Origin of the sequence: Rhizobium vallis, assembly GCF_003985155.1 — a bacterium.
Classification (GTDB): domain Bacteria; phylum Pseudomonadota; class Alphaproteobacteria; order Rhizobiales; family Rhizobiaceae; genus Rhizobium; species Rhizobium vallis.
Window position 1 is genome coordinate 770,646 of sequence record NZ_ML133686.1, and the last position, 24,664, is coordinate 795,309.

Genomic DNA, 24,664 nt, shown 5'->3' on the forward strand with positions numbered 1-24,664 from the left:
GGATGTCGAGACCGTTCATAGAGAGCGGTTCTATCGGATGACGAAACCGCTCCACCTCCTCTGGCATTCTTCTTGCATTGTTACTAATATTCTAACCCTTGGGGAGAAAATGCCATGCAATGGAACACACCGGCGGATTTTGCGCCTCTTGTTTTCTTTCTCGGCGATCGGCGAAAGCACCGGGTTGTCAGGACGCTCCGAGACGCAGCCGAAGTTTTGATGACGGACTGGCCGCTTGAGGATGGAGAGGAATACGTAACGGCCGTCAAGGCCTGCGCTGACGCGATCACGGGGCAGGCGGGAATGGACGAGTTGAGGGAATTGCTTCTCAGCGCCGCCAGAGAAGCCGGCATTGCGGTTTTGTCAGTTATCTCTGACAGCAGGCAGACGACACCGCACATGGCCGCGTGAGAGGTCCTGGGACCAGACGTCTAGGCAACGCAGCTCGTCTATGGCCTTTGTTACAAAGTGCCAACCGAGCAACCTGGTTGAAAAGACTTAACTCCTTGATCTTGGTAGCGATCAAGAATGGAATGGTGCCCAGAAGAGGACTCGAACCTCCACACCCTTTCGGGTACCAGCACCTGAAGCTGGCGCGTCTACCAATTCCGCCATCTGGGCGACGGAGAGCGATGTAAGGGGGCGGCTCCTGACTGTCAACTGGGTTTTTGAAGTTTTCCTGACAGTTGGCGAAAAAGCAGCCGATCACATGCGGGGAGGGCCGGAGGGCGGGCATAGCGCTACGCTCAGCACGCCCTATATAAGGGAAATACCGAAAGGAATGCATCATGTTCGCTCCCCGCACGCTTCTGCTCGCCGGTCTTCTGGCTGTTTTCGCGCCTGCCGTGGCGGGAGCCGATTCGCTGACGCTGGGTAAACCGGGCCTCGGGCCGGTCAACACCGGGTCGACGCTCTGCGATTTTCGCGGCTGCTTCGGTTTCGGGCCGCAGCAATGGCATCGCCCTGCCTATGTCCAGCCGAACTACCGGCCGAGGGGCGCGGGGCCGACCTATTATCTGCCGGGGGCTGCCGGGCCGCCGCAGCTGACCTATGATCCGCCGCCGGTGCGCCGAGTCCAGCCGCAGGATCCGAACAAGCACATTGCCTGGTGCACCAACGAATACCGCTCCTATAATCCGAGGACGGATCACTTCCTCACCTATGAGGGCGTCTACAGGGTCTGCCGCTCGCCCTATCGCTGAGGTCGCTCGCGCTGGCGCTGAGCCGGTCAGCTTTCCAGCGAGGCGCGGTCGACGTGGCCGAGATCGCGGCCGGGCTCGACGATGTCGCGGACCCGCTGTTTCAGCTCCTTCGGCCCGGGAAAGCCGCCGTCGCGCTTGCGTTCCCAGATGAGATCGCCGTTGACTCGGATCTCGAAATTGCCGCCGGTGCCGGGGATCAGCGCCACTTCGCCGAGACTGTCGGAAAAGGTGTGCAGCAGCTCCTGCGCCATCCAGGCGGCGCGCAGCAGCCAGTTGCACTGGGTGCAGTAGAGGATCGAGACGCGGGCTTTTTCGGTCATGGCGATTTCCTTTCGTTACATTGATTTAAGCCCCGTGGCGCGCCCACGCAATCACGCACAAGCATCTTGCACGCCGCCCGCCGGCATGGTCTCTTCGCCTCGTCGACCATACCAGGGAAAGCTCATGCGCGTCGCAGTCATCGAAAACATGAGGAATACCGGCCTCGGTGCGCTTGCCACGGCACTCGACGAGGCCGGAGCAGAGATCGAGTGGTTCCGGGTGTGGCGGGACTGCATCCTGCCGAACGACATATCCGGCCATGACGCGCTCGTCGTTCTCGGCGGTGAGCAGAGCGCGCTGGATGACGAGACGCATCCCTATCTGCCGGAGCTCGCCCGGCTTGCGCGCCGCTTCGGCGATGCCGGCAAGGCTGTGCTCGGCATCTGCCTCGGCAGCCAGATTCTTGCCCGCGCCTACGGCGCCGACAATCTGCTGGGTGCTGCCCGTGAATTCGGCTGGCACGGGATCGGCGTCACCGCCGAGGGGCGGGCCGATCCGCTGCTGTCGGCGCTTGGCGGGGAGTTCACCGTCTTCGAATGGCATGCCGACACGTTTTCCCTGCCCGCGGGCGCGGCACGTCTGGCCTCGAGCTCCGTCGCCGAGAATCAGGCCTTCCGCATCGGCCGCGCCGCCTATGGCACCCAGTTCCATTTCGAGGCCAATTCAGCGGTCGTCGAACAATGGAAGGCCGAATTCCCCGAGACGATCGAGCGCATCGCGCCCGGCTGGCTGGAGAACCACGCCGAACTGGCGGCGAGATATAGCCGGGCCGCCGATGCTGCGGGTCTTGCCATTGCGCGCGCCTGGGTCAGCCTGATCGAGCGGCAAGAGATCGAAATACTATCGCAGGCCTCTGCGTGAGGGGCGATGTGATGCCGGCAACCGAACGCGAAAAGATGGCGGCAGGCGAATGGTATTGCTGCCTCGATGATGAACTCGATCTCCTGCGTCGGCAGGCGCGCTTGGCCGTCCACGCGCACAATACGCTGCCGCCGGACGAACGCGGCGCGATGGCGCCTGCCCTGAGGGCACTCTTTGCGCAGACAGCACCCGATATCTTCATCGAGGCGCCGTTTCACTGCTCCTATGGCATCAATATCACGCTCGGCGAACGCGTCTATTTCAATGCCGCCTGCACCATTCTCGATTCCGGCCGGGTGACCATCGGTGATCGCAGCATGTTCGGCCCCGGCGTGCAAATCTATTGCGCCGAACATCACAAGGATCCGGCGCTTCGCAGCACGGGCATCGAGATCGCCCGGCCTGTCGTCATCGGCCGTGACGTCTGGATCGGCGGCGGCGCGATCATCCTTGGCGGGGTGACGATCGGTGATGGAGCGATCGTTGGCGCCGGCGCTGTCGTGACGAAGAATGTGCCGGCAGGCGCTACCGTGGTCGGCAACCCGGCGCGCATCAGATAACGCCCATCCATCCCAGTGCAGGACCGGGACGGATATCATTTGCCGGCTACATACCGTCGGCAGCCCGCATATCGTAGCGTTGCCGCGCGGCGATGATGTCCGCCTGGTTCTGTTCGGTCCACAGCACCAGCGAACGGATCGTCTCGTGCAGCGTGCAGCCAAGCGGGGTCAATGCATAATCGACCTTCGGCGGCACGACGGGATAGACGGTGCGCTCGATGATGCCGTCACGCTCCAGGTGCCTGAGCGTCGTCGTCAGCATGCGCTGGCTGATGCCGTCGATATTCCTCTTCAATTCGGTGAAGCGAAGCGTGCGTTTTTCGAGCAGCGCAATGACGAGCAGCGACCATTTGTCGGCGATCCGGTCGAGGATCTGCCGAACCTCGCACTCCTCGCGCGCATCCCATTGCAGGACGTCATAGTCCCTGTCGGTGCTGCAAATGTCACTCGGTGAGTTTGAAGTGCCTTCTTCCATGGCGTCGGATCATGTCCTAACTAAGCCTCGGTTACAAGAGGGAACTGAGGCATGAAAAGTAACTTAGTGCCTCCGCCCGTTGTTTCAGCGCGTCAACCGAAGGAACGGATTCCATGTCCACCCCATCTTCCCCAACCAAAGCAGCTGAAGGGCGCATGAGCGCCCGCGCAGCCGGGGCGCTGATCGTGCTCTGCGGCGCGATCTTCCTCGAGGGCATCGATGTCGCCATGCTCAACATCGCGCTGCCGGCGATCCGCGCCGATCTCGGCCTGTCGACAACGACGCTCAGCGCCGTCGTCAGCGCCTATGTGCTGGGTTATGCCGGCTTCATGCTGCTGGGCGGCCGCGCCGCCGATATCTTCGGCAAGAAACGGGTCTTCCTGACGGCGCTTGCCGTCTTCCTCGCCTTCTCCGGTCTTGGCGGTTTTGCGAGCGAGGGCTGGATGCTTCTTCTCGCCCGCTTCGTCACCGGTGCCGCTTCCGCCTTCATGACGCCAGCGGGCCTTGCGCTCATCACCGCCAATTTCCCCGAGGGACCGCAGCGCAACCGGGCGGTGATGATCTATGCATCGACGGCCTCGGCTGGCTTCTCTCTCGGCCTCGTCGCCGGCGGTCTGCTTGCCGCCATCGACTGGCGCTGGGTGTTCTTCGCGCCGGTGGTGCTGGCGGCGATCCTGCTTGCCATCGGCCCCCGGCTCATCACAGACAGGGATGCGGGAACCGACCGCGGAAAATTCGATATTCCAGGCGCAATCGCGCTGACCGGCGCCATGCTGCTTGCCGCCTACGGCGTCACCCGGCTCGAACATCCGGGCGAGGGCATGCAATGGACGATGGCCGTCTTTTCGGCAAGCGCGTTGCTCTGGCTTGCCTTCATCCTGATCGAGCGCGCCTCGTCCGCCCCGTTGGTGCGCCTCGGCATCCTGCGCTCAGGCGCCCTGATCCGCGCCAATCTCGGCGCCCTGCTCTTTGCCGGCTCGTTTTTCGGCTTCCAGTTCATCGCCTCGCTTTATCTGCAGGAACTACTCGGCTGGACGCCGATGCAGACGAGCCTGGCGCTGATGGCGATCGGCATCGATGCGGTGGTCGCGCCGATCCTGACACCACGGCTCGTCGATCGCTTCGGCAATGTTCGCGTCATCCTCGCCGGCTTCCTGCTGGCGCTCGCCTGCTATGGGTTATTCTCGCGCATGGGCTTCGACTGGACCTATGCCGCGATGTTCCCGTCGATGCTGCTGCTCGGCCTTGCCTTCGCGCTCGGCTACGGCCCGCTGACCATCGTTGCGACCGACGGCATCGCCGAAGACGAGCACGGGCTTGCGAGCGGCTTGGTCAACACGGCGATCCAGTTCGGCGCCGCACTCGGTCTTTCCGGCGTCAGCGCCATCGGCGCCTATATGCTGGGTGACGCGATCTCTCCCGAAGCCCGGCTGGAATCCCTGCGCGTGGCCCTTCTGGTGCCGCTTGCCGCGGCTGCGCTTGGCGCGCTCGTCATGGCGACGGGCTTGCGCGGCCGTGACGGCTCCCGCCGTGAGGCTGTTGCCTAGAGCAATTCCAGGCAAAGCGCGAAGCGGTTTTGCCGGGAGTTGCGTAAATCAACAAGTTAGAGCGGTTCCGCGCTTCCATGATAAGCGGACCCGCTCTAAGGCTCTCGACAAGGTCACTCGTTTAGCGAGTAGCCTTGTCATCATCTCGACAACGACGAGAAGCTCCGCTAGATCAGAAGGCGAAACGGGGAGGAAATCATGAGCGAGCGAACACTACCCATGGAAGGCGGCTGCCGTTGCGGCCAGGTGCGGTTGAAGATCAGCGCCCCGCCGCTGCTGACCATGGCCTGCCATTGCACGGGGTGCCAGAAGATGACCGCGAGCGCCTATTCGCTGAGCGCCGCAATCCCCAGCGAAGGCTTCGAAGTCACCAAAGGCGAGCCCGTGATCGGCGGCCTGCGCGGCCTGACCAAGCATTATTTCTGCCCGTACTGCATGAGCTGGATGTTCACTCGGTCGGAAGACATGGACTGGTTCGTCAATCTGCGCGCGACTATGCTCGACGACCCAAGTTGGTTCACGCCCTTCATCGAGACATGGACGAGAGAGAAACTGTCATTCGCAGAGACCGGGGCGGTGCACAGTTACGAGGCGCTGCCTGAGATGAGCGCGTATGAGGGGCTGGTGAAGGAGTATATGGGCAGGGGATGAAACTCAGAACCCCTGGAAGAGAAAATCGACGGCGGCGATAATGCGATCACTGTCGGCGGTGAGATCCGCCATCACGCCTCCAATCTCCTTTACGGAAATTGCACCGGTGAATTGGGTAGCCATCACATAGGGCAGGTCATTGATCACGAATTGTGGATTGAGTTGACGCATGATTTTGGGAAGAGCTTCCAATGGAAGCATCGGCGCCATGGTCCGCGTTGTCAGCTCGCCAAGCAAGTCGGACTGCAGATCGAGGGCAAGCGCATCGGTATGCATGAGATTGTAAACATGATCAGAACTGTCGATATTTCTGAAATGGCAGACCGTGCTTTTCGACATAGGCATTGGAAGCGGCAATAGCCTCAGCGTTCTCGATACGCCACAGCCGCTCGCGTTCCGCCTTTATGGCCTTTGCGATTCCATCTTCCGCCGCCCGGGATATATTGATGCCAAGCTCGCGTGCCTGGGACACGAGGCCTTCATCAAGAGACAGGTTCGCTGCTTTTCTTGGCCGATGAGCCATAACGATCTCCCATCTTATGCGCAGATCATATGCGCATAAGATATTGTTGAGAAGCGTTATTCGTCGCCCATCTTCAACGCCGCAATAAACGCTTCCTGCGGAATCTCGACCTTGCCGAACTGGCGCATGCGCTTCTTGCCGGCCTTCTGTTTGTCGAGCAGCTTGCGCTTGCGGGTGGCGTCGCCGCCGTAGCATTTCGCGGTCACGTCCTTGCGCAGCGCCGAGATGGTCTCGCGGGCAATGACGTTGCCACCGATGGCTGCCTGGATCGGGATCTTGAACATGTGCTTCGGGATCAGCTCCTTGAGCTTCTCGCACATGTCGCGGCCGCGCTTTTCGGCGGCTGTGCGGTGCACCATCATCGACAGCGCGTCGACCGGCTCGCCGTTGACGAGGATCGACATCTTCACCAGGTTGCCCTCGCGGTGGTCGGTCAGCGTATAGTCGAAAGAGGCATAGCCCTTCGAGATCGACTTCAGCCGATCGTAGAAATCGAAGACGACTTCGTTGAGCGGCAGGTCGTAGGTGAGCATCGCGCGCGTGCCGACATAGGTCAGTTCGATCTGGATGCCGCGCCGGTCCTGGCAGAGCTTCAGGATGCCGCCGAGATAATCGTCCGGCGTCAGGATCGTCGCGCGGATCCACGGCTCGTGGATTTCGGAAATCTTGACGACATCGGGCATGTCAGCCGGATTGTGCAGCTCGCGCTCCGTGCCGTCGGTCATGTACATCTTGTAGACGACGGAGGGTGCGGTGGCGATGAGGTCGAGATCGAACTCGCGCTCCAGCCGTTCCTGGATGATTTCGAGATGCAGCAGCCCGAGGAAGCCACAGCGGAAGCCGAAGCCGAGGGCGGCCGACGATTCCATCTCGAAGGAGAAGGAGGCGTCGTTGAGGCGAAGCTTGCCCATGGCGGCGCGCAGATCCTCGAAATCAGCGGCATCGACCGGGAAGAGGCCGCAGAACACCACCGGCTGCGCCGGCTTGAAGCCCGGCAGCGCCTGCGCCGTCGGCCGCTTGTCCTCGGTGATCGTGTCGCCGACGCGGGTATCGGCCACTTCCTTGATCGAGGCGGTGATGAAGCCGATTTCGCCGGGGCCAAGGCTGTCCACATTGACCATCTTCGGCGTCAGCACGCCGACGCGCTCGACCTGGTATTTCGCGTCCGTGCCCATCATCCGGATCGTCTGGCCCTTGGTCAGCACGCCGTCGATGATGCGCACGAGAACCATGACGCCGAGATAGGTGTCGTACCAGCTGTCGACGAGCAGCGCCTTCAGCGGCGCTTTCTCGCCGCCCGGGCTCTTCGGCGCCGGCAGCTTGTTGACGATCGCCTCCAGCACATCGGGAATGCCGAGGCCGGTCTTGGCCGAAATCAGCACGGCCTCCGAAGCGTCGATGCCGATCACTTCCTCGATCTGTTCCTTGATGCGGTCGGGTTCGGCGGCCGGCAGGTCGATCTTGTTGAGCACGGTGACGAGCTCGTGATTGTTGTCGATTGCCTGGTAGACATTGGCGAGCGTCTGCGCTTCCACGCCTTGGCTGGCGTCGACGACGAGCAGCGAGCCCTCGCAGGCCGACAGCGACCGCGAGACTTCATAGGCGAAGTCGACGTGGCCGGGCGTGTCGATGAGGTTGAGAATATATTTCTCGCCGTTATTTGCCTGGTAGTGCAGGCGCACTGTCTGCGCCTTGATGGTGATTCCGCGCTCGCGCTCGATATCCATATTGTCCAGCACCTGCTCGGACATTTCGCGCTCGGCAAGGCCGCCCGTCGTCTGGATCAGGCGGTCGGCCAGCGTCGATTTGCCGTGGTCGATGTGGGCCACGATCGAAAAATTGCGGATATGGGAAAGCGGAGTGGTCGAATTGGTGCTCATGCGCGCCATATAGCAGCGCCGTCCCTTGCCGCAAAGCGGTAATTATCCCGCTGTTTACGCTATTTTGCAGTCGGCGCGACGGGGGTCAGACCGGCCACGTCTCCAGCCGCCAGGCCGAATCCCAGAACATCCATTCATATTGCGAGGCCCGGACGAAAACGTCAGTCATTTGAGCGCGCTCCGTCTCCGACGCGGCGCGGGCGGCAATGTCGGTCAAAGCGATGACTTCCCGGGCGCCGGCAGCGAACTGCGGATCGCCATAGGTGTTGATCCAGGCCTGGAACACATTGCCCTCGGTAGCGGGCTTGTTTTTGATGCCTTCGCCGACATGCCAGTAGATCCAGAAGCATGGGAGGATCGAGGAAAGCGCAACCGCGTAGGAGCTGTGATAGGCGGTGGCAAGCAGGAGGTTTGTATAGGCAAAGCAGGCAGGCGAGGGCTCGGCCGCAGTGACATCCGCGGATGTAATGCCGAACTGCGTGAGGAAGCCGGCATGCAGGCCCTGCTCGACGGTGATGGCCTTCTGCGCCGAGCCAAGAAAGCGCAGCACCTGCGCATTATCAGGCGCCTTGGCCGCGACGATGGCGAGGCATCGCGCATAATGCTTCAGGTAGATCGCATCCTGCAGAATATAGTGGCGGAAAACCTCCGGCGGCAGCGTGCCGTCCGAAAGCCGCTCCAGCAGCGGCAGGCGCTCGATCTCGGCCATGATGGGCGCGATCCGGTCCCAGGCGGCAGCCGTGAAGCTTCCCGTCGTTTCAGTGCCTTGCGTCATGCCGTCCATACTGTCCTCCGCTCTTGAATGCGCTGCCATATATCGACCGCGCTGTGGTGAAAGCAAGGCCGCCAAGTAGGGGCTTGATTCCATCATTGGATCTTGTATTTCTCTTATAGTAGAATCACGGATCACAAAATGGAACAGGAACTCGAAAAGGCGATCGGCATTCGCGTCCGCAAGCTGCGGCTGGAAAAGGGCCTGACGCTGGATGAGCTGGCGACGGCCTCCGGCGTCAGCCGCGCGATGATCTCGCGCATCGAGCGGGCGGAGGCGAGTCCCACCGCTTCGCTGCTGGCAAGGGTCTGCGCCGCCCTCGGTCTGTCGCTCTCGGCCTTCTTCGCTGAGGACGGGCAGGAGGTCTCGCCGCTCTCCCGTCGTCAGGATCAGCAGGTCTGGCGCGATCCCGAAACCAGTTATCTCAGGCGCGCCGTCTCGCCGCCGGGCACGGCTTCGGATGTCGATATCGTCGATGTCGAGTTTCCCGCTGGCGCGCGGATCAGCTTCCCGCCGCATGCGGCGAGCCGTGGCATGACCCAGCATGTCTGGCTCTTTGATGGCGAACTGGAAATGACGGTCGGCGAAATCGTCCACCGCCTCAAGCCCGGCGATTGCCTCTTCATGCCGGTTGGCGACGGCCATGTCTTTCACAATCCGGGTCACGCGCCGGCACGCTATTGCGTCGTGCTGGACCGCGGCGGCCGTTAATTCACACACTCATTTATCAGGGGACCATCTTGCCGACCATCCGCCTTCTCTCCGCTGCCGAGACCCATACGGCCATTCCGGACCTTTGCGAAGTGCTTGCCGATTGCGTCAACGGCGGCGCCTCGGTCGGTTTCATGCAACCCTATTCGCCTGCGGATGCTGAACCCTATTGGCGTGGTGTCGCCGAAGCCGTGGCTGACGACGCCACTCTGCTATTTGTCGCCGAATTGCATGGCAAGATTGTCGGCACCGTACAGGTCGGCGCTGCCCAGATGCCGAACCAGCCGCATCGCGGCGATCTGAAGAAGCTGCTGGTCCACCGCTCCGCCCGCGGTCATGGTTTGGCGCGCCTGCTGATGGAAGCCGCCGACCGCGAGGCGGCAAGGCGCGGCAAGACCCTGCTGGTGCTCGACACGGCGACGGGCAGCGATGCCGAGGCGATTTATCCGCGCTTGGGCTGGCAGCGTGTCGGCGTCATCCCGGATTATGCGCTGTGGCCGGAAGGCGGCTTTTGCGCCACTACCCTGTTCTACAAACAGATTGCCTGATCGCGCCGGCCCCGCTTATGCCGGCCCCGCGAATGCCGGGAATGCCAGGCCAAGCGTCGCGCCCGCCGTCCAATGCGCTGCATTCCAGCCGAATTGCCGCGCCGCTTCGATATTCATCGCCATATCATCGATGAAGGCGATCTCGCCCGGCAGCACGCCGGCACGCTCGGTCGCCAGCCGGAAGAAATCGGGCGAGGGTTTGCTGTGTCCGAGCGCTGCGGAATAGATGATATCATCGAAATGCGCGCTAAGGCCGGCCTGCTCCATCAGGTAGCGCGCCCGCCTATGCTCCTGGTTGGTCGCGAGCAAGAGGGTGATGCCGCTTTGCCTCAGAGCCGCGAGTTCCTCCAGCAAGTTGAGATCGAGGCGGGAATCGTTTTCGAACCAGTAGTCGATCAGCGTCGCGGCGCTGAGGTGGGGCGCGATCTTTTCCAGCACGCCGGCGAGCCTCGGCTCCAGCGGCTCGCGACCGACGATGATATCGCCCCAGTGAGTCTGGAAGAACTCCTTCTGCAGGAGGTCGACGCGCAGCCCGAGATCGCGTTCCAGATAGGTGAAGTGCGGCAGGCCGTCGGCTGGACGACCATGAACGAGCACGCCGTCGACATCGACCATCAGCACTTTCATACGGAAAATTTCCTCGTTCTGAAAACACGGGCGAAGGTGGCGTCGTTTCCTGGGCCATCAAGTGCATGGTACCGCTTTTTTGTTGGTCTCGACCCATGTAAATCTCGATCTCTCCGATCGATTCCCGCGAAGAAATGGATCTGAAATGCGCGTCATCTATTCCGAAGACCACAAGCTGCGCGATGCCAGGACGGAGCTCTACGCCGGCCAGCTGGTGACACCCTTCGAGGCGCCGTTCCGCGCCGAATGGATCCTGGCGGCGGTCAAGGAGGCGGGCTTTACCGATGTCGCGGCACCCGATGCACAGGGGCTGGAAACGGCGCTGAAGGTGCATGATCCCGCCTACCTGGATTTTCTTGCCACCGTCTGGGACCGCTGGGTCGCAGCCGGCTTCGAGGGTGAGGCGATTGCCAATTCCTTTCCCGTCCGCCGCACCAGCCAGCGCGTGCCCGACAATATCGTCGGCGCAATCGGGCACTACGCCAACGCCGCCGACACCTCGATCACCAAAGGCTCCTACGAGGCGGCGATCGCTTCCATGCGCTGTGCCCTGACGGGCGCGGATTGGCTGAATGCCGGCAATCGCTTCGCCTTCGCGCTCTGTCGCCCGCCCGGCCATCATGCCGGCATCGATCTCTTTGGCGGCTATTGCTTCATCAACAATTCAGGCGTTGCGGCACAGCGTCTGCTCGATCACGGCGCGAAAAAGGTCGCTGTGCTCGATGTCGATTTCCACCATGGCAATGGCACGCAGGATCTCTTCTATCATAGAGGTGATGTCTTCACCGCCTCGCTGCACGGCGATCCCATGCAGGCCTTTCCCTATTTCCTCGGCCATGCCGACGAGGAAGGCGAAGGGGAGGGCGCCGGCGCCAACCGCAACTATCCGATGCCACCCCACACGCCCTGGGAGGTTTGGTCTTCGGCGCTTGCCGATGCGCTCGCCCGCATCAAAACCTTTGGCGCGGAAGCGATCGTCGTGGCCCTCGGCGTCGATACTTTCGAGCGCGATCCGATCTCCTTCTTCCAGCTGAAATCGGAAGACTTCATTCGCATGGGAGAGATGATCTCCGCCGCCGGCCTGCCTGTCGTCACCTGCATGGAGGGCGGTTACGGCGTGCCGGAGATAGGCCTCAACGTCGCCAATGTGCTCAAGGGTCTGGAAGCCTGATCATTGCCGATGACCGATGAAACTGATCCCTCCGATCTTCCGACATCCCGCATGCTGAGCTGGGCGCGCAACTCCGCCATCTATCGCTTGGAGCGGCGGATGATGACGGAAAAGCAGCTGTTCGACGCCATTACCCGCAAGGCGAAGGAAAAATTCGAGGATATCAGCGTGGCACAACTCAAGGCCGTTGCCGATTTCGCCGTCAAATTCGCCTATGACAACAAGGTGCTCGACGATAGCGCCTATGCGGAGATCAGCACGCGCTCTGCCGTGCGCGGTGGCAAATCGAAGCGCGCCATCGCCCAGAAGCTTGCTGTAAAGGGCGTCTCCAGCGACAAAGTCGAGGCGGCACTCGAGGCGGCCGACGATCTCTATGCGGCGGCGATATTTGCCCGCAAGCGCGCCTTCGGTCCCTTTCGCCGGGTCGAACTCGACGAAAAGCGCAAGGCGAAAGAGCTTTCGGCTTTCGCCCGCAACGGCTTCAGCTTCGACATCGGCAGGAAGGTTTTCGACATGAGTTTCGAAGACGCCGAGGAGGTCATCTTCGCCGGCCGTCTCTGATATTGCATCAGGCCTCTTGCTGACTGGATCAGAAGTTTGAATTTGTCGCTCGCAAACCATCTTCGTAAGAAGAGCGCGCGATCGGAGATGAACATGGAAGAAAAAGCGAATGCTGGAGCGGGCACGCTGACCGCAGAGGCATCAACGGCATTCGGCGGCATGGCGGCCGGCGCACTGATGTGCCTGATGTCGATGTCATCGATCCAGTTCGGCGCAGCGCTTTCTTCCTCGGCCATCGCCACATATGGATCGGCCGGCGCCACCTGGCTGCGCCTCGCCTTTGCCGCCGTCATTCTGGCCGTCGTCGTGCGGCCGCGCATCTTGAGCTACAACAGGGCGCAGTGGACCAGTGCCGTGGTTCTCGGCACCACGACAGCGCTGATGACCATGAGTTTCTTCGCGGCGATCGAGCGCATTCCGCTCGGTCTTGCCGTGGCGATCGATTTTCTCGGTCCGCTTTCCGTGGCGACCATCGGCTACGGCCTCAGCCGGCGTCTTGTCTGGCCTCTCGTTGCCGCACTTGGCGTTTTGGCTCTTGCTCATGACGGCGAAGGTTGGGTCGGCAATATCGAAGGTATTTTCTGCGCGCTCGGCGCGGGAACCGGTTGGGCGATCTATATCGTCCTGACGAAAAAGATCGGTGCGAGCTTCAAGGGGTTGGAAGGACTTTCCATGTCGCTGATGGTTGCCGCCCTTGTCGCGACACCCTTCGGTTTCGCCGGTGCCGTGCCGAAGCTTGATGCCTATGGCCTGATCGAAATGGCGGGCCTTGCCATTCTCGTGCCGCTGCTGCCCTACACTCTGGAACTGACCGCGTTGAGGCGCATGCCGACAGCCTCCTTCGGCATTCTCATGAGCCTCGAGCCGGCCATCGCCGCGCTTGCAGGCTTCGTCATCCTGGCCCAGCCTATGACATTTCTGCAGATGGGCGGAACGGCCCTGGTCGTTGCCGCAAGCGCAGGCGCCACCTTTTCCGCAAGGCAGTGAGCTCAGCCCGTCTTCTTCGTCGGGTCGTCGAGCGCCGGATTGTAGAACAGCGATAGCGTCAGGCTTTTGGCGATCCGCTCCGCCGTCGCCATGAACCAGGCCTTGGCTTCCGGCGTCGGGGCGATATCGTCCAGCGTTGCGGCAAACAGCGACAGCCATTTCGGAAAGAGATCAGGCGTCAGGTTCGCAACGCCCGTATGTGCCTGCACCGGCTTGCCGCCATAGGCGCCGCTGCGGAAGGCGACGGCCGACCAGAAGCTCTTCATCTTTTCCATATGCGCCGGCCAGCGGCCGGAGAGCCTGGCGTCGAACACCGGGCCAAGATCGGGATGCGCTAGCACGCGGGCGTAGAAGGTCTCGACCAGCCTGCCGATAAAGGCCTCGTCGACGCCAATTGCCCGCATCTCGGCCTCCGCCTTTTCGCGGATCGCGGCGACATGGGCAGGTCGGCCCTGAATCTCATTGTTCATCATAAATCCCGGCGCCGCGTGATGCGGCAGCCCTCATATAGGTGTTTATGTCGACGAGCCAAAGTCGCCCGTGCCGGCTTGCGGCAATCTGTCAGCTGGCCTGTTCCATGCCCTTGACCGTCACCACCTCCTTCTTTAGATTTAGAATTATTCTAAAAATTGGAGAGAGTCATGCTGGCGCGGTTTTTCAGATCCTCGAAACGAACTTTCGAGTCGCTGTCCGAGCAGGAGATCCTCGCTGTTGCGATTGCCTCCGAAGAAGACGATGCCCGCATCTATCTCGCCTATGCCGACACGTTGCGCCGTGAATTTCCGGCCTCGGCCAAGGTCTTCGAGGACATGGCCGAGGTTGAGGATACGCATCGAAAATCGTTGATCGAAATCCATCGCCAGCGTTTCGGCGAGCGAATCCCGCTGATCCGGCGCGAACACGTGCAGGGCTTCTACGAGCGCAAGCCCGATTGGCTGCGGGCAAACCTGTCGCTGGACGCGATGCGGCAGGAAACCGAGGCGATGGAGGAGCAGGCCTACCGCTTCTATGTCGAGGCGGCAAAGCGGACCTCGGATGCTTCGACGCGTGAGCTTCTCGGCGATCTCGCGCTTGCCGAACAGGGCCATGAGGACATTGCCCGCATGCTGGGTGACAAGCACACGCCCGAGGACGTCAAGCACGCCGAGGACGAGACGGTGCGCCGGCAGTTCGTGCTCACCTATGTGCAGCCGGGTCTTGCCGGGCTGATGGACGGCTCCGTCTCGACGCTGGCGCCGATCTTTGCCGCCGCCTTCGCCACGCAGGATACCTGGCAGACCTTTCTCGTCGGCCTTTCGGCCTCTGTCGGCGCCGGCATCTCGATGGGCTTCACCGAAGCTGCCCATGACGACGGCAAGATTTCTGGACGAGGGTCGCCGGTCAAGCGCGGCCTTGCCTGCGGCATCATGACGGCGCTCGGCGGCCTCGGCCACGCGCTGCCCTATCTCATCCCGCATTTCTGGACCGCAACGATCACCGCCGCCGTTATCGTCTTCTTCGAGCTCTGGGCGATCGCCTTCATCCAGAACCGCTACATGGAAACGCCCTTCCTGCGCGCCGCCTTCCAGGTGGTCCTCGGCGGCGGCCTGGTTCTCGGCGCAGGTATCTTGATTGGGAATGGGTGAGTTGCGGTCGGGCGCAGCCCGAGCAATCGATCCAGTGAATCGATTGCAGCGACGAACGCCCTGAGCCAAGCGAAGGGCCAGGAGACGGCGCCACGTCTTTCAAACCTGCTAAACAAAAAAAGGCCGGCAAACTGCCGGCCTTTCCCCGCATCCCCTTGGAAATCCTCAGCGCAGCGCGCCGACCAGAACGTCGCGGCCGTTCTCGATGGTGACCCAGCGGCCGGCATTGTAGCTCGACTGACGCTTCACGAACGAATAGGGCGTCGCAAACCACGGCTTGACATCGGAGGCGAGGTTGTCGAGCACGAAATCGCCCTCGGCGCTGCGCAGCGTCAGCACGGCATGGCCTTCACCGTCAGGCTTGCGCACGACGGTCATCAGCAGGTCGGCTGCCGAAAAGCCACGCTGGATCAGCATGCGGCGCTTCAGAAGCGCGAAGTCCTCGCAGTCGCCGGCCGTGGTCGGATAGGCCCAGACCTCGTCCTTGCCGTAGATTTCCTTGTCGGTCATCGGCGTGATCGTGCGGTTGACAGTGGCGTTGACCGAACGCACGATAGACCACCTTGCCGGGGTCATCTCGACCGGGCCGGAATTGCGGTTCGCGCCGCATTCATTGCGGTGGATCTGACAGAAATCGTAGTGGCCGATCGGCTGGGAGGTGGCATTGCCTGTTACCATGGAAGCATTTCTGCTGGGGGCCGGTATGGCGGCCGTCGCCATCGCAAACATGGCCGTCATGGCCACAAAAATACCCTTGATCCGCACGCCCGCTCTTCCTCGCATCGCCCCTTATTTATTAACAAAGTGTTAACGGAGAGGGCCGAGAAGAGTCAATCGTTACTTCTTGCGAGGTTCTAGCAACTCGCTGACATGGTTAAAATGCAACGCGACCGCGAACCTGTTCGGACTGCGCGGCGGCGCCGTTCAAACAGGCTTCTCCATACTTGTCGATGAACGGATGATGCCTTTGACGGCACTGACGAGGAGCGCGATATCGCTCGCGCGGGAGAGGCGGTGGTCGCCGTCGCGGATGAGGGTCAGCACGACGTCGTCGGCGGGAAGATGCTCGACAAGTTTCATCGCGTGCGCATGCGGCACGTCGGGGTCTTTCATACCTTGCAGAATATGCACCGGGCAGCCTGTTTCGATGATGCCGTCGAGCACGCGGTTCTGACGCCCATCCTCGATCAGCGCTCTGGTATAGATGTTCGGCTCGGGGCTGTATTGCGAGTGCTCTTCGAAATAGCCGCGCTCTGCAAGCGACTTGCGCTCCTTGGCCGTCAGGTTCGGTTCGATCAGCTCGGAAGTGAAATCGGGCGCCGGGGCGATCAGCACCATCCCTGCGAGCTTCGGCCCGCCATGGCGCGCAAGCTCCTGCGCCAGCCTTAATGCGATCCAGCCGCCCATCGAGGAGCCAACGAGGATCACCCGTTCCGGCGCGAGGTGGCGGATGACGGCAAGCGCCTCCTCCAGCCAGCGCGAGATCGTGCCGTCGCGGAAGCTGCCGCCGGAAAGTCCGTGGCCGGAATAGTCGAGGCGGATGCAGGCAAGCCCAAGTTCGCCCGCCAGCCCGTCGAGTTCCAACGCCTTGGTGCCGCTCATGTCGGAGCGGTAGCCGGATAGCCAGACCAGCGCCGGTGCGTCGTTGCCGGCCTCAGCCGGGCGGACGAGGATCGCGATCTCACGCGCTGCCTCGCCCTCGCCGACCGTCAAGAACTGCGGCTGGGCATCGGGCATATGATCGAACATCGGCGAAACTCCTATTATTTTGGCCTATAAAACAGATTCTTGGCAGGCTGACAGCGGGTGATTTTTCCGCTAAAGGATGATATTGACTCCGTTGCAGCGATGACGCGACACGTTTGTGCACCCTGATATGGGAGCGCGAGGCTGCAACATTCCGAAACAACGCGAGGAGAATACGACCATTCGCAGACCTTTTAAAACCGACGCGCCCGTGAAGGACGGACCGCGGTCGAACCGTGAAATCCGCATTCCCAAAGTTCAGCTGATCGCGGCTGACGGCGAGAATATGGGCGTCGTGCCTACCGACCAGGCCTTGAGAATGGCGGAAGAAGCCGGCCTCGATCTCGTCGAAATTTCCCCCAATGCCGAACCGCCGGTATGCAAGATCCTCGATCTGGGCAAGCTGAAATATGCCAACCAGAAGAAGGCTGCCGAAGCGCGCAAGAAGCAGAAGATCGTCGAAGTCAAAGAAATCAAGATGCGCCCGAACATCGACACCCATGACTATGAGGTGAAGATGAAGGCGATGGGTCGTTTCTTCGATGAAGGCGACAAGGTCAAGGTGACGCTGAAGTTCCGCGGCCGCGAAATGGCCCACCAGGAACTCGGCATGAAGCTTCTGCAGCAGGTCAAGGCTGATACGACCGAGTTCGCCAAAGTCGAGGCCGAACCCAAGCTCGAAGGCCGCCAGATGATGATGGTGCTGGCGCCGAAGTAAGCGCCGGGCATTTTTTCGCCCAAGGCCGTCCGCAAGGGCGGCTTTTGTGCTTTCGGGTCACGTGAAGATTCCTCCCGCGGCCCCGTTGCACTTTCAGGACGCTGCGGTTATAAGCGCGCGTCCGAACTGACCGGCAGGGCATGCCGTGGCAGTTTCGAATGCTTGCGGAACGGTTCGTCGCCGGTGCCGCAGATCAACAACAAACGCTCCCGCACCTTGTTGCGACGGCCGGAGAACCGGACTTCGCGAGGAGGGCTTTTTCGATAAAGCGCGCAGGGAGGACAGAAGGAGTAGCAAAATGCCCAAGATGAAGACGAAGTCCTCTGCCAAGAAGCGGTTCAAGATCACCGCAACCGGCAAGGTCAAGGCTGCCGCTGCCGGCAAGCGCCATGGCATGATCAAGCGTACCAACAAGTTCATTCGCGATGCACGTGGCACCATGGTTCTCGCAGAACCGGATGGCCGCAAGGTTATCAAGAATTACCTGCCGAACGGTCTCTGAGACTCGTCCGCGAACGCTAGATTTAAGGAGATCATGACATGGCACGTGTAAAAAGAGGCGTCACCGCCCACGCCAAGCATAAGAAGGTTCTGAAGGCCGCAAAGGGCTTTTACGGCCGCCGCAAGAACACCATCCGCACCGCCAAGGCTGCTGTTGACCGTTCGAAGCAGTACGCTTACCGCGACCGCAAGGTCAACAAGCGCAACTTCCGTGCGCTCTGGATCCAGCGCATCAACGCTGCTGTGCGCGAATTCGGCCTGACCTACGGCCGCTTCATCGACGGCCTGAACAAGGCTGGCATCGAAGTCGACCGCAAGGTTCTCTCCGATATGGCGATCCACGAGCCGGAAGCATTCGGCGCCCTGGTTGCTGCCGCCAAGAAGGCCCTTGAGTACCTCAAGGAAACCGGCACTGTTAACGAGTTTGAAGGCGCGGTTCGTTAACCAGCGCTTCCCAAGCTTTGAATTTATGATTTTGGGAAACCCGCGCTGGTTTGGGCTGGCGCGGGTTTTTCTTTCTTTATATTCCTTGCGCTGGCCGGCGCCGCCTGCCTCCCGATCTCCCGCCTGATACTGGACGGAAAGAAGTGACAATGTCAGATATCGACCAGCTCAACTCATCGCTGCTCGCGGAAATCGCCGCCGCCAATGACGAAGCGGCACTCGAAGCCGTGCGCGTTTCCGCCCTCGGCAAGAAGGGCTCCGTCTCGGAACTGTTGAAGACGCTCGGCGCCATGACGCCGGAGGAACGCCAGACCAAGGGCGCTGCAATCAACGTTCTGAAGAACGCGGTGACCGAGGCGCTCGCCGCCCGTAAGACGACGCTCAAGCAAGAGGCGATCAATGCGCGGCTGAAGGCCGAGACGGTCGATGTCAGCCTGCCGGTGCGCTCCTCGCCCGCCGAGCGCGGCCGCATCCATCCGATCAGCCAGATCGTCGATGAGATCACCGCGATCTTCGCCGACATGGGCTTCTCGATCGCCGAAGGTCCCGATATCGAGACCGACTACTACAATTTCACCGCGCTGAATTTCCCCGAAGGCCATCCCGCCCGCGAGATGCATGACACCTTCTTCTTCAATCCGGATGAGAATGGCGAGCGCAAGGTGCTGCGCACCCATACCTCGCCGGTGCAGGTGCGCACCATGGAGACGCAGAAACCGCCGATCCGCATCATCATTCCCGGCAAGACCTATCGCCAGGACTCGGATGCCACGCATTCGCCGATGTTCCATCAGGTCGAAGGCCTTGTCATCGACAAGAAGGCCAATGTCGCCAACATCCGCTGGGTGCTCGAGGAATTCTGCAAGACCTTCTTCGAGGTCGACAGCGTGACGATGCGCTTCCGCCCGTCCTTCTTCCCCTTCACTGAGCCCTCCTTCGAGGTCGATATCCAGTGCGACCGTTCCGGCCCGATCGTCAAGTTCGGCGAAGGCACCGATTGGATGGAGATCCTCGGCTGCGGCATGGTCCACCCGAACGTGCTGCGTTACGGCGGGCTCGATCCGGACGAATATCAGGGCTTTGCCTGGGGCATGGGCCTCGATCGCATCGCCATGCTGAAATACGGCATGCCCGACCTGCGCGACTTCTTCAACGCCGACGTCCGCTGGATGACGCATTACGGCTTCCGCCCGCTCGACATGCCGACGCTGTTCGGCGGCCTCAGCGCTTGAACGGAGAATTGGAACGATGAAATTCACGCTCTCCTGGCTGAAAGAACATCTGGAAACGGATGCCACGCTCGATGAAATCTGCACACGCCTCACCGAGATCGGGCTGGAGGTGGAGGATGTCGACGACAAGGCCGCGTTCAAGCCTTTCGTCATCGCCAAAGTCATTTCGGCGGAAAAACATCCCCAGGCCGATCGCCTGAAGGTACTGACGGTCGATACCGGTGCCGGTGCGCCGGTCCAGGTCGTCTGCGGCGCCCCGAATGCGCGCGCCGGCCTCGTCGGCGCCTTTGCGGCACCCGGAACCTATGTTCCCGGCATCGACGTGACGCTTGCCGTCGGCAATATTCGCGGGGTCGAAAGCCGCGGCATGATGTGCTCCGAAAAGGAGCTGCAGATCTCAGACAGTCACGACGGCATCATCGACCTTCCGGATGATGCGCCGGTCGGGCAAAGTTATGCCGCGTACGCTCATCTCGACGATCCCGTCATCGAGATCAACCTGACGCCGAACCGTCCGGACTGCACCTCGATCCACGGCATCGCCCGCGATCTCGCCGCCTCCGGCCTCGGTAGGCTGAAGACACGGCCTACGCCGTCTTTCGCCGTCGAAGGCGAGACGCCGGTGAAGCTGACGCTCGATCTCGACGATCCCAAGCTCTGCCCGGGCTTCAGTCTACGGCTTGTGCGCGGCGTCAAAAACGGCCCGAGCCCGCGCTGGATGCAGCAGCGGCTTCTCGCCATTGGCCTGCGTCCTATCAATGCGCTGGTCGATATCACCAACTACATGACCTTCGATCAGGGCCGGCCGATGCACGTCTTCGACGCTGCCAAGGTCAAGGGGAACCTGACCGTCCGCCGTGCCGCCGAAGGCGAAACCGTGCTGGCGCTCGACCAGCGCGAATATAAGCTCGGTCCGAACAACGTCGTCATCGCCGACGAGGACGGCATTGAATCGATCGGCGGCATCATGGGCGGCGAACATTCCGGCTGTGACGAAAACACCGTCGACGTGTTGATCGAATCCGCTCTCTGGGATCCGATGAACATCGCCAAGTCAGGTCGCAGTCTCGGCATCATCACCGATGCCCGCTACCGCTTCGAACGCGGCGTTGATCCGGAATATATGGTTCCCGGTCTCGAACGCACGACGGAACTGGTGCTGGAACTCTGCGGCGGCAAGGCTGCCAGGGCCGAGGTCGTCGGCTACAAGGGTTACGAACCGAAGATCGTCGATTTCCCCTATTCCGAGGTCAAGCGGCTGACGGGCCTCGACGTTTCGAATGAGGAAAGCGACACGATTCTGACGCGCCTCGGCTTCACGGTCTCCGGTTCCGGCGAGCGTGTCTCCGTTGCCGTTCCCTCCTGGCGTCCTGATGTCGATGGCAAGGCCGATCTCGTCGAGGAAGTCATGCGTATCCATGGCGTCGACAATATCAAGCCGGCGCCCCTCGAAAGTCATGGGGCCGTCAACGGCAAGATCCTGACGACGCTGCAGATTCGCACCCGCCTTGCCAAACGGGCGCTCGCCGCGCGCGGCATGCTCGAGGCCGTCACCTGGTCCTTCATTCCGGAAGACCACGCCAAGCTTTTCGGCGGCGGTTCGCCCGCCCTCAAGCTTGCCAATCCGATCGCCGCCGAAATGTCGGATATGCGCCCGTCGCTGCTGCCGGGCCTGCTGACCGCAGCCCAGCGCAATGCCGACAAGGGTTACGCCGACGTCGCCCTGTTCGAGGTTTCCGGCACCTATGAGAACGACAGGCCGGACGGTCAGCGCCGCGTCGCCGGCGGCATCCGCCGCGGCACGGCATCGCTAGCCGGCGCCGGTCGCGCCTGGTCGAACGCCGCCCGGGGCGGCGGCAAGCCGGTCGACGTCTTCGACGCCAAGGCTGACGCGATCGCCGTCATCGAGGCCTGCGGTCTGCCGATGGGCAATATCCAGATCGAGCAGGGTGGACCGGAATGGTATCATCCCGGCCGCTCCGGCACGATCAAGATGGGGCCGAAGGTCGTGCTCGGCTATTTCGGCGAGTTCCATCCGCTGACGCTGGAAGCGCTCGATGTCTCCGGCGCGCTGTGCGGCTTCGAGGTCTATGTCGACGCCATGCCCGAAGCCAAGCGCAAGGCGACGCGCACCAAGCCGGCGCTGGAATTGTCGCCTTTCCAGGTGGTCCGGCGCGACTTCGCCTTCGTCGTCGACAAGGCAGTGGAATCCGGCGCCATCATCAAGGCGGCGACAGGCGCCGATCGCAAGCTCATCACCGGCGTCAATGTCTTCGACATCTTCGAAGGTGCATCGGTTGGTGAAGGCAAGAAGTCGGTGGCGATCGAGGTGCAGATCCAGCCAGTCGAACGCACGCTGACGGATGAGGATTTCGAGGCGCTGACGCAGAAGATCGTCGCCAGTGTCACGAAATTCACCGGCGGCATCCTCAGAAGCTGAGCTCCATCCGCCTTCGCTAGATATAACGGGCCGGTCGCGAAAAGCGGCCGGTCTTTTCACAGATGCAGATGGTAGAGCTTGCTGACGATCGTCCAGCGGCCGTCGATCTTCAAGAGCGAGAGATAATCGGTAAAGCGCATTCCGGCAAAATCGTCGGTGACCTTGACGCTTGCCGCATCGCCTTCGACATCGACGCTCTGGATGTCCATATAGGGCTGCGTGCCGGGCGGCGCAGGCTCCTCGGACAGGATCGCGGCGATGAATTCGTCCCGCGTCAACCACTCGACGGCATTCTGGTAATAGCCGATGATCGAGCTTTTCGGGTGAAAGGCCTTTTTCAAGGCTGCCTCGTTGCCGAAGGCCATGCCTTCGACATAGAGATGAACCGTCTGTTCGACTGCCTGCCTGTCCGACATGTTTTCATCCCGTAGCTTGGGATGAGTTTAAATAGTTTCGCCGCGCGCGAAGGCAAGCCCGGCCGAGTGTAACCGGCCGGGCTTTCCTGTCTCAAAGGTTCGTCATTGCAAGCGAAGCATCCGAATAGCGTTTGCCGGCCACCAGCGTGGCGGGGATCGCCTCGCTAAGCTGCGCGAGTTCCGCAGCGCTCAGCGTGATATCGGCTGCGGCGGCGTTTTGTTCGAGATGATGAAGCTTGCGGGCGCCGGGGATCGGCACGATGTCGTCGCCCTGGCCCAGCACCCAGGCCAGCGCCAGCTGTGCGGCCGTCACGCCCTTCTTGGCGGCAAGCGTTTCGAGCGTCGCGACGAGGGCCGCGTTGGCATCGAAATTCTCGGCCTGGAACCGGGGCACCTGTCGGCGGAAGTCATCGGCACCGAGATCCTCAACCTTGCGGATCGCCCCAGTCAGGAAACCGCGGCCGAGCGGGCTGTAGGGCACGAAGCCGATGCCGAGTTCGCGGCAGGTGGCAAGCACATCCTCTTCGGGATCGCGCGTCCACAGCGAATACTCGCTCTGGAGCGCCGCGATCGGATGGACCGCATGCGCGCGGCGAATGGTGGCGCTGCCGGCTTCCGAAAGGCCGAGGGCGCGGACCTTGCCTTCTCTGACCAGTTCGGCCATGACGCCGACTGTCTCCTCGATCGGCACCTCGGGATCGACGCGATGCTGGTAGAGGAGGTCGATGGTCTCGACGCCGAGACGCTTCAGCGAAGCCTCGGCCACTTCTCGCACATGCTCGGGGCGGCTGTTGACGCCGGCGATGGCGGCGGCACCATTCCGGCTGGTATCGATCTCGAAGCCGAACTTGGTAGCGATCACCACACGGTCGCGGAACGGCTTCAGCGCTCTTCCGAGAAGAACCTCGTTGGTGAAGGGACCGTAGACTTCGGCCGTGTCGAAGAAGGTGACGCCGAGATCGATGGCGCGATGCAGGGTCCTGATCGATTCTGCCTCGTCGCTGGCGCCATAGGCAAAGCTCATGCCCATGCAGCCAAGGCCGACGGCAGAGACGGTGAGATCATTTCCGAGTTTTCGGATTTCCATGTTGCGCTCCTTTTTGAGCTGAACGGAACCGCGTGAGGGATCGTTGCGGTACGGAGAGACCATACCGCTGCGACATCAATCAGAAAATACATGCAATTTCTAACAAGCTGTTCTATAATTTCGATCAATGAACAGAACTCAGCTCTCGCAACTCGCCGTGCTCGCCGCCGTTTCGGAACATCGCAGCTTTCGGGCGGCGGCGAAGGAACTCCTCGTCGCACCGTCAGCGGTCAGCCATGCGATCTCGAGCCTGGAGGACAGTCTGGGGGTGCGGCTTCTGGCGCGCACCACCCGCAGCGTCGCGCCGACCGAGGAGGGCCGCCTGCTTCTCGAAAGACTGCGTCCCGCACTCGAGGAAATCGGCATTGCGCTTGAAGCCGTCCGTGATACGCGCAGCAAGCCCGCCGGCAACCTGCGCATCACCGCGCCGCGCTTTGCCTCCGATATCCTGCTCGCCCCGCGGCTTGGCGACTTTCTCAACCTCTATCCCGATATCACCCTGGAGATTGCCAACGAGGATGGCTTCACCGATATCGTCAAGGAGGGGTTCGATGCCGGGATCCGGCTGGAGGAGAGCCTGGAGGCCGACATGATCGCGGTCAGGATATCGCCCAACCTGACGACCGTCATCGCCGCATCGCCGGAATATTTCGAACGCTATCCGAAACCGGAACATCCGCGCGATCTGGTCCGCCATCGCTGCATCAAACGGCGTTTCACCAACGGCTCGATCTATCGCTGGGAATTCGAAAAGGACGGGCAGGAATTGATCGTCTCGGTCGATGGGCCGCTTGTTGTCAGCGAGGATCGCCTGGCTCTGCTTGCGGCGCTGAACGGCGCGGGCCTTGCCTATCTGTTCGACATGCGGGTGCATACCGAACTGGCGGCTGGCAGGCTTGTGCGGGTGCTGGAGGATTGGTGCGCGCCCTATCCCGGGCCGTTTCTTTACTATCCGACCCGGCGGCAGATGCGGCCGGCGCTGCGCGCCTTCATCGATTTTTTCAGATATGCCGAGAGGGAAACGGGCGGCCGGTAAACACTGGGACAGCCGCCCGTTC

At 61.7% G+C, this 24,664-nt stretch carries 30 protein-coding genes and 1 tRNA gene; 18 read left to right on the top strand and 13 right to left on the bottom strand.

All coding sequences use genetic code 11. The features are described 5' to 3' along the window. Positions 1–114: 114 nt before the first annotated feature. The gene (locus EFQ99_RS03750) at positions 115–411 is read left to right on the top strand and encodes a DUF982 domain-containing protein (protein WP_126919300.1); all 297 of its coding nucleotides are present in this window, start codon (positions 115–117) and stop codon (positions 409–411) included. A 123-nt stretch (positions 412–534) separates the two neighbouring features. On the opposite strand, the gene EFQ99_RS03755 is transcribed toward EFQ99_RS03750, so the two are convergent. Continuing rightward, a tRNA-Leu gene (locus EFQ99_RS03755) sits at positions 535–621 on the bottom strand. A gap of 167 nt (positions 622–788) precedes the next feature. Between EFQ99_RS03755 and EFQ99_RS03760 the strand changes: the two genes are divergently transcribed. Further along, positions 789–1,202, top strand: a complete 414-nt coding sequence (locus EFQ99_RS03760; RefSeq protein WP_126919301.1) for a BA14K family protein — start codon at positions 789–791, stop codon at positions 1,200–1,202. 26 nt (positions 1,203–1,228) lie between these two features. Here the strand turns inward: EFQ99_RS03760 and EFQ99_RS03765 are convergent, their stop codons facing one another. After that, complete coding sequence (locus tag EFQ99_RS03765; RefSeq protein ID WP_071084390.1) at positions 1,229–1,522, bottom strand: Rdx family protein; 294 nt, start codon at positions 1,520–1,522, stop codon at positions 1,229–1,231. Between the two features lie 124 nt (positions 1,523–1,646). Here EFQ99_RS03765 and EFQ99_RS03770 point away from each other — a divergent pair, with 124 nt between their 5' ends. Both EFQ99_RS03770 and EFQ99_RS03775 read left to right on the top strand, forming a co-directional pair. Next, entirely contained in the window at positions 1,647–2,384 is a 738-nt protein-coding gene (locus EFQ99_RS03770; RefSeq protein ID WP_126919302.1) for a type 1 glutamine amidotransferase, read from the top strand. Between the two features lie 11 nt (positions 2,385–2,395). Further along, positions 2,396–2,944 (top strand): sugar O-acetyltransferase, encoded by a 549-nt coding sequence (locus tag EFQ99_RS03775; protein ID WP_126919303.1) that lies wholly within the window; start codon positions 2,396–2,398, stop codon positions 2,942–2,944. Positions 2,945–2,990: 46 nt separating this feature from the next. Here EFQ99_RS03775 and EFQ99_RS03780 read toward each other — a convergent pair whose 3' ends face one another. Then, positions 2,991–3,419, bottom strand: coding sequence for a winged helix-turn-helix transcriptional regulator (locus EFQ99_RS03780; protein ID WP_126919304.1), 429 nt, complete (start codon positions 3,417–3,419; stop codon positions 2,991–2,993). 155 nt (positions 3,420–3,574) lie between these two features. Here EFQ99_RS03780 and EFQ99_RS03785 point away from each other — a divergent pair, with 155 nt between their 5' ends. Beyond that, complete coding sequence (locus tag EFQ99_RS03785; protein WP_126919305.1) at positions 3,575–4,966, top strand: MFS transporter; 1,392 nt, start codon at positions 3,575–3,577, stop codon at positions 4,964–4,966. Between the two features lie 198 nt (positions 4,967–5,164). Next, a complete protein-coding gene (locus EFQ99_RS03790) occupies positions 5,165–5,617 on the top strand; it encodes a GFA family protein (protein ID WP_126919306.1) in 453 nt (150 codons plus the stop codon). Between the two features lie 3 nt (positions 5,618–5,620). Here the strand turns inward: EFQ99_RS03790 and EFQ99_RS03795 are convergent, their stop codons facing one another. The 4 genes from EFQ99_RS03795 to tenA form a co-directional block, all read right to left on the bottom strand. Continuing rightward, a complete protein-coding gene (locus tag EFQ99_RS03795; protein ID WP_208722717.1) occupies positions 5,621–5,893 on the bottom strand; it encodes a CcdB family protein in 273 nt (90 codons plus the stop codon). Positions 5,894–5,909: 16 nt separating this feature from the next. Continuing rightward, positions 5,910–6,140: a type II toxin-antitoxin system CcdA family antitoxin gene (locus EFQ99_RS03800; RefSeq protein ID WP_126919308.1), complete on the bottom strand. Its 231-nt coding sequence runs from the start codon at positions 6,138–6,140 to the stop codon at positions 5,910–5,912. Between the two features lie 56 nt (positions 6,141–6,196). Continuing rightward, complete coding sequence (lepA, locus tag EFQ99_RS03805; RefSeq protein ID WP_064693444.1) at positions 6,197–8,029, bottom strand: translation elongation factor 4; 1,833 nt, start codon at positions 8,027–8,029, stop codon at positions 6,197–6,199. A 76-nt stretch (positions 8,030–8,105) separates the two neighbouring features. Beyond that, on the bottom strand, positions 8,106–8,804 hold the full coding sequence (gene tenA / locus EFQ99_RS03810; protein WP_126919309.1) for a thiaminase II: 699 nt from the start codon (positions 8,802–8,804) through the stop codon (positions 8,106–8,108). Positions 8,805–8,933: 129 nt separating this feature from the next. Between tenA and EFQ99_RS03815 the strand changes: the two genes are divergently transcribed. Then, a complete protein-coding gene (locus EFQ99_RS03815) occupies positions 8,934–9,503 on the top strand; it encodes a helix-turn-helix domain-containing protein (protein ID WP_126919310.1) in 570 nt (189 codons plus the stop codon). Positions 9,504–9,532: 29 nt separating this feature from the next. Beyond that, on the top strand, positions 9,533–10,051 hold the full coding sequence (locus EFQ99_RS03820; protein ID WP_208722718.1) for a GNAT family N-acetyltransferase: 519 nt from the start codon (positions 9,533–9,535) through the stop codon (positions 10,049–10,051). A 15-nt stretch (positions 10,052–10,066) separates the two neighbouring features. Here EFQ99_RS03820 and EFQ99_RS03825 read toward each other — a convergent pair whose 3' ends face one another. Then, positions 10,067–10,678 carry an HAD-IA family hydrolase gene (locus tag EFQ99_RS03825; RefSeq protein WP_126919311.1) on the bottom strand — a complete coding sequence of 204 codons (612 nt, stop codon included), beginning with the start codon at positions 10,676–10,678 and terminating at the stop codon, positions 10,067–10,069. Between the two features lie 145 nt (positions 10,679–10,823). Here EFQ99_RS03825 and EFQ99_RS03830 point away from each other — a divergent pair, with 145 nt between their 5' ends. From EFQ99_RS03830 to EFQ99_RS03840, 3 genes are all read left to right on the top strand, one after another. Next, positions 10,824–11,849: a histone deacetylase family protein gene (locus tag EFQ99_RS03830; protein ID WP_126919312.1), complete on the top strand. Its 1,026-nt coding sequence runs from the start codon at positions 10,824–10,826 to the stop codon at positions 11,847–11,849. A gap of 9 nt (positions 11,850–11,858) precedes the next feature. After that, a complete protein-coding gene (gene recX, locus EFQ99_RS03835; protein WP_126919313.1) occupies positions 11,859–12,410 on the top strand; it encodes a recombination regulator RecX in 552 nt (183 codons plus the stop codon). Positions 12,411–12,503: 93 nt separating this feature from the next. Continuing rightward, complete coding sequence (locus EFQ99_RS03840; protein ID WP_126919314.1) at positions 12,504–13,397, top strand: EamA family transporter; 894 nt, start codon at positions 12,504–12,506, stop codon at positions 13,395–13,397. A 2-nt stretch (positions 13,398–13,399) separates the two neighbouring features. On the opposite strand, the gene EFQ99_RS03845 is transcribed toward EFQ99_RS03840, so the two are convergent. After that, the gene (locus tag EFQ99_RS03845; RefSeq protein WP_126919315.1) at positions 13,400–13,867 is read right to left on the bottom strand and encodes a group III truncated hemoglobin; all 468 of its coding nucleotides are present in this window, start codon (positions 13,865–13,867) and stop codon (positions 13,400–13,402) included. Between the two features lie 171 nt (positions 13,868–14,038). On the opposite strand from EFQ99_RS03845, the gene mbfA reads away from it, so the two are divergent. Then, positions 14,039–15,022 (top strand): iron exporter MbfA, encoded by a 984-nt coding sequence (gene mbfA / locus EFQ99_RS03850; RefSeq protein ID WP_126919316.1) that lies wholly within the window; start codon positions 14,039–14,041, stop codon positions 15,020–15,022. 165 nt (positions 15,023–15,187) lie between these two features. Here the strand turns inward: mbfA and EFQ99_RS03855 are convergent, their stop codons facing one another. Both EFQ99_RS03855 and EFQ99_RS03860 read right to left on the bottom strand, forming a co-directional pair. Continuing rightward, the gene (locus tag EFQ99_RS03855) at positions 15,188–15,787 is read right to left on the bottom strand and encodes a transglutaminase-like cysteine peptidase (protein ID WP_126919317.1); all 600 of its coding nucleotides are present in this window, start codon (positions 15,785–15,787) and stop codon (positions 15,188–15,190) included. A gap of 159 nt (positions 15,788–15,946) precedes the next feature. After that, positions 15,947–16,771 carry an alpha/beta hydrolase gene (locus EFQ99_RS03860; protein WP_126919318.1) on the bottom strand — a complete coding sequence of 275 codons (825 nt, stop codon included), beginning with the start codon at positions 16,769–16,771 and terminating at the stop codon, positions 15,947–15,949. A gap of 178 nt (positions 16,772–16,949) precedes the next feature. Here EFQ99_RS03860 and infC point away from each other — a divergent pair, with 178 nt between their 5' ends. The 5 genes from infC to pheT all read left to right on the top strand — a co-directional run bounded on the left by infC (position 16,950) and on the right by pheT (position 22,103). Then, positions 16,950–17,486: a translation initiation factor IF-3 gene (gene infC / locus EFQ99_RS03865; RefSeq protein ID WP_245441437.1), complete on the top strand. Its 537-nt coding sequence runs from the start codon at positions 16,950–16,952 to the stop codon at positions 17,484–17,486. Positions 17,487–17,784: 298 nt separating this feature from the next. Continuing rightward, positions 17,785–17,988 (top strand): 50S ribosomal protein L35, encoded by a 204-nt coding sequence (gene rpmI / locus EFQ99_RS03870; protein WP_003570998.1) that lies wholly within the window; start codon positions 17,785–17,787, stop codon positions 17,986–17,988. Between the two features lie 38 nt (positions 17,989–18,026). Then, positions 18,027–18,431 (top strand): 50S ribosomal protein L20, encoded by a 405-nt coding sequence (gene rplT / locus EFQ99_RS03875; protein ID WP_126919320.1) that lies wholly within the window; start codon positions 18,027–18,029, stop codon positions 18,429–18,431. 149 nt (positions 18,432–18,580) lie between these two features. After that, positions 18,581–19,663 carry a phenylalanine--tRNA ligase subunit alpha gene (gene pheS / locus EFQ99_RS03880; RefSeq protein ID WP_126919321.1) on the top strand — a complete coding sequence of 361 codons (1,083 nt, stop codon included), beginning with the start codon at positions 18,581–18,583 and terminating at the stop codon, positions 19,661–19,663. Positions 19,664–19,679: 16 nt separating this feature from the next. Then, positions 19,680–22,103: a phenylalanine--tRNA ligase subunit beta gene (gene pheT / locus EFQ99_RS03885; protein ID WP_126919322.1), complete on the top strand. Its 2,424-nt coding sequence runs from the start codon at positions 19,680–19,682 to the stop codon at positions 22,101–22,103. A gap of 56 nt (positions 22,104–22,159) precedes the next feature. Here pheT and EFQ99_RS03890 read toward each other — a convergent pair whose 3' ends face one another. Together EFQ99_RS03890 and EFQ99_RS03895 are read right to left on the bottom strand one after the other, a co-directional pair. Then, on the bottom strand, positions 22,160–22,519 hold the full coding sequence (locus tag EFQ99_RS03890) for a nuclear transport factor 2 family protein (RefSeq protein WP_126919323.1): 360 nt from the start codon (positions 22,517–22,519) through the stop codon (positions 22,160–22,162). 91 nt (positions 22,520–22,610) lie between these two features. Beyond that, on the bottom strand, positions 22,611–23,606 hold the full coding sequence (locus EFQ99_RS03895) for an aldo/keto reductase (RefSeq protein WP_126919324.1): 996 nt from the start codon (positions 23,604–23,606) through the stop codon (positions 22,611–22,613). A 127-nt stretch (positions 23,607–23,733) separates the two neighbouring features. Between EFQ99_RS03895 and EFQ99_RS03900 the strand changes: the two genes are divergently transcribed. Further along, the gene (locus EFQ99_RS03900) at positions 23,734–24,642 is read left to right on the top strand and encodes a LysR family transcriptional regulator (RefSeq protein WP_126919325.1); all 909 of its coding nucleotides are present in this window, start codon (positions 23,734–23,736) and stop codon (positions 24,640–24,642) included. Positions 24,643–24,664: the final 22 nt, after the last annotated feature.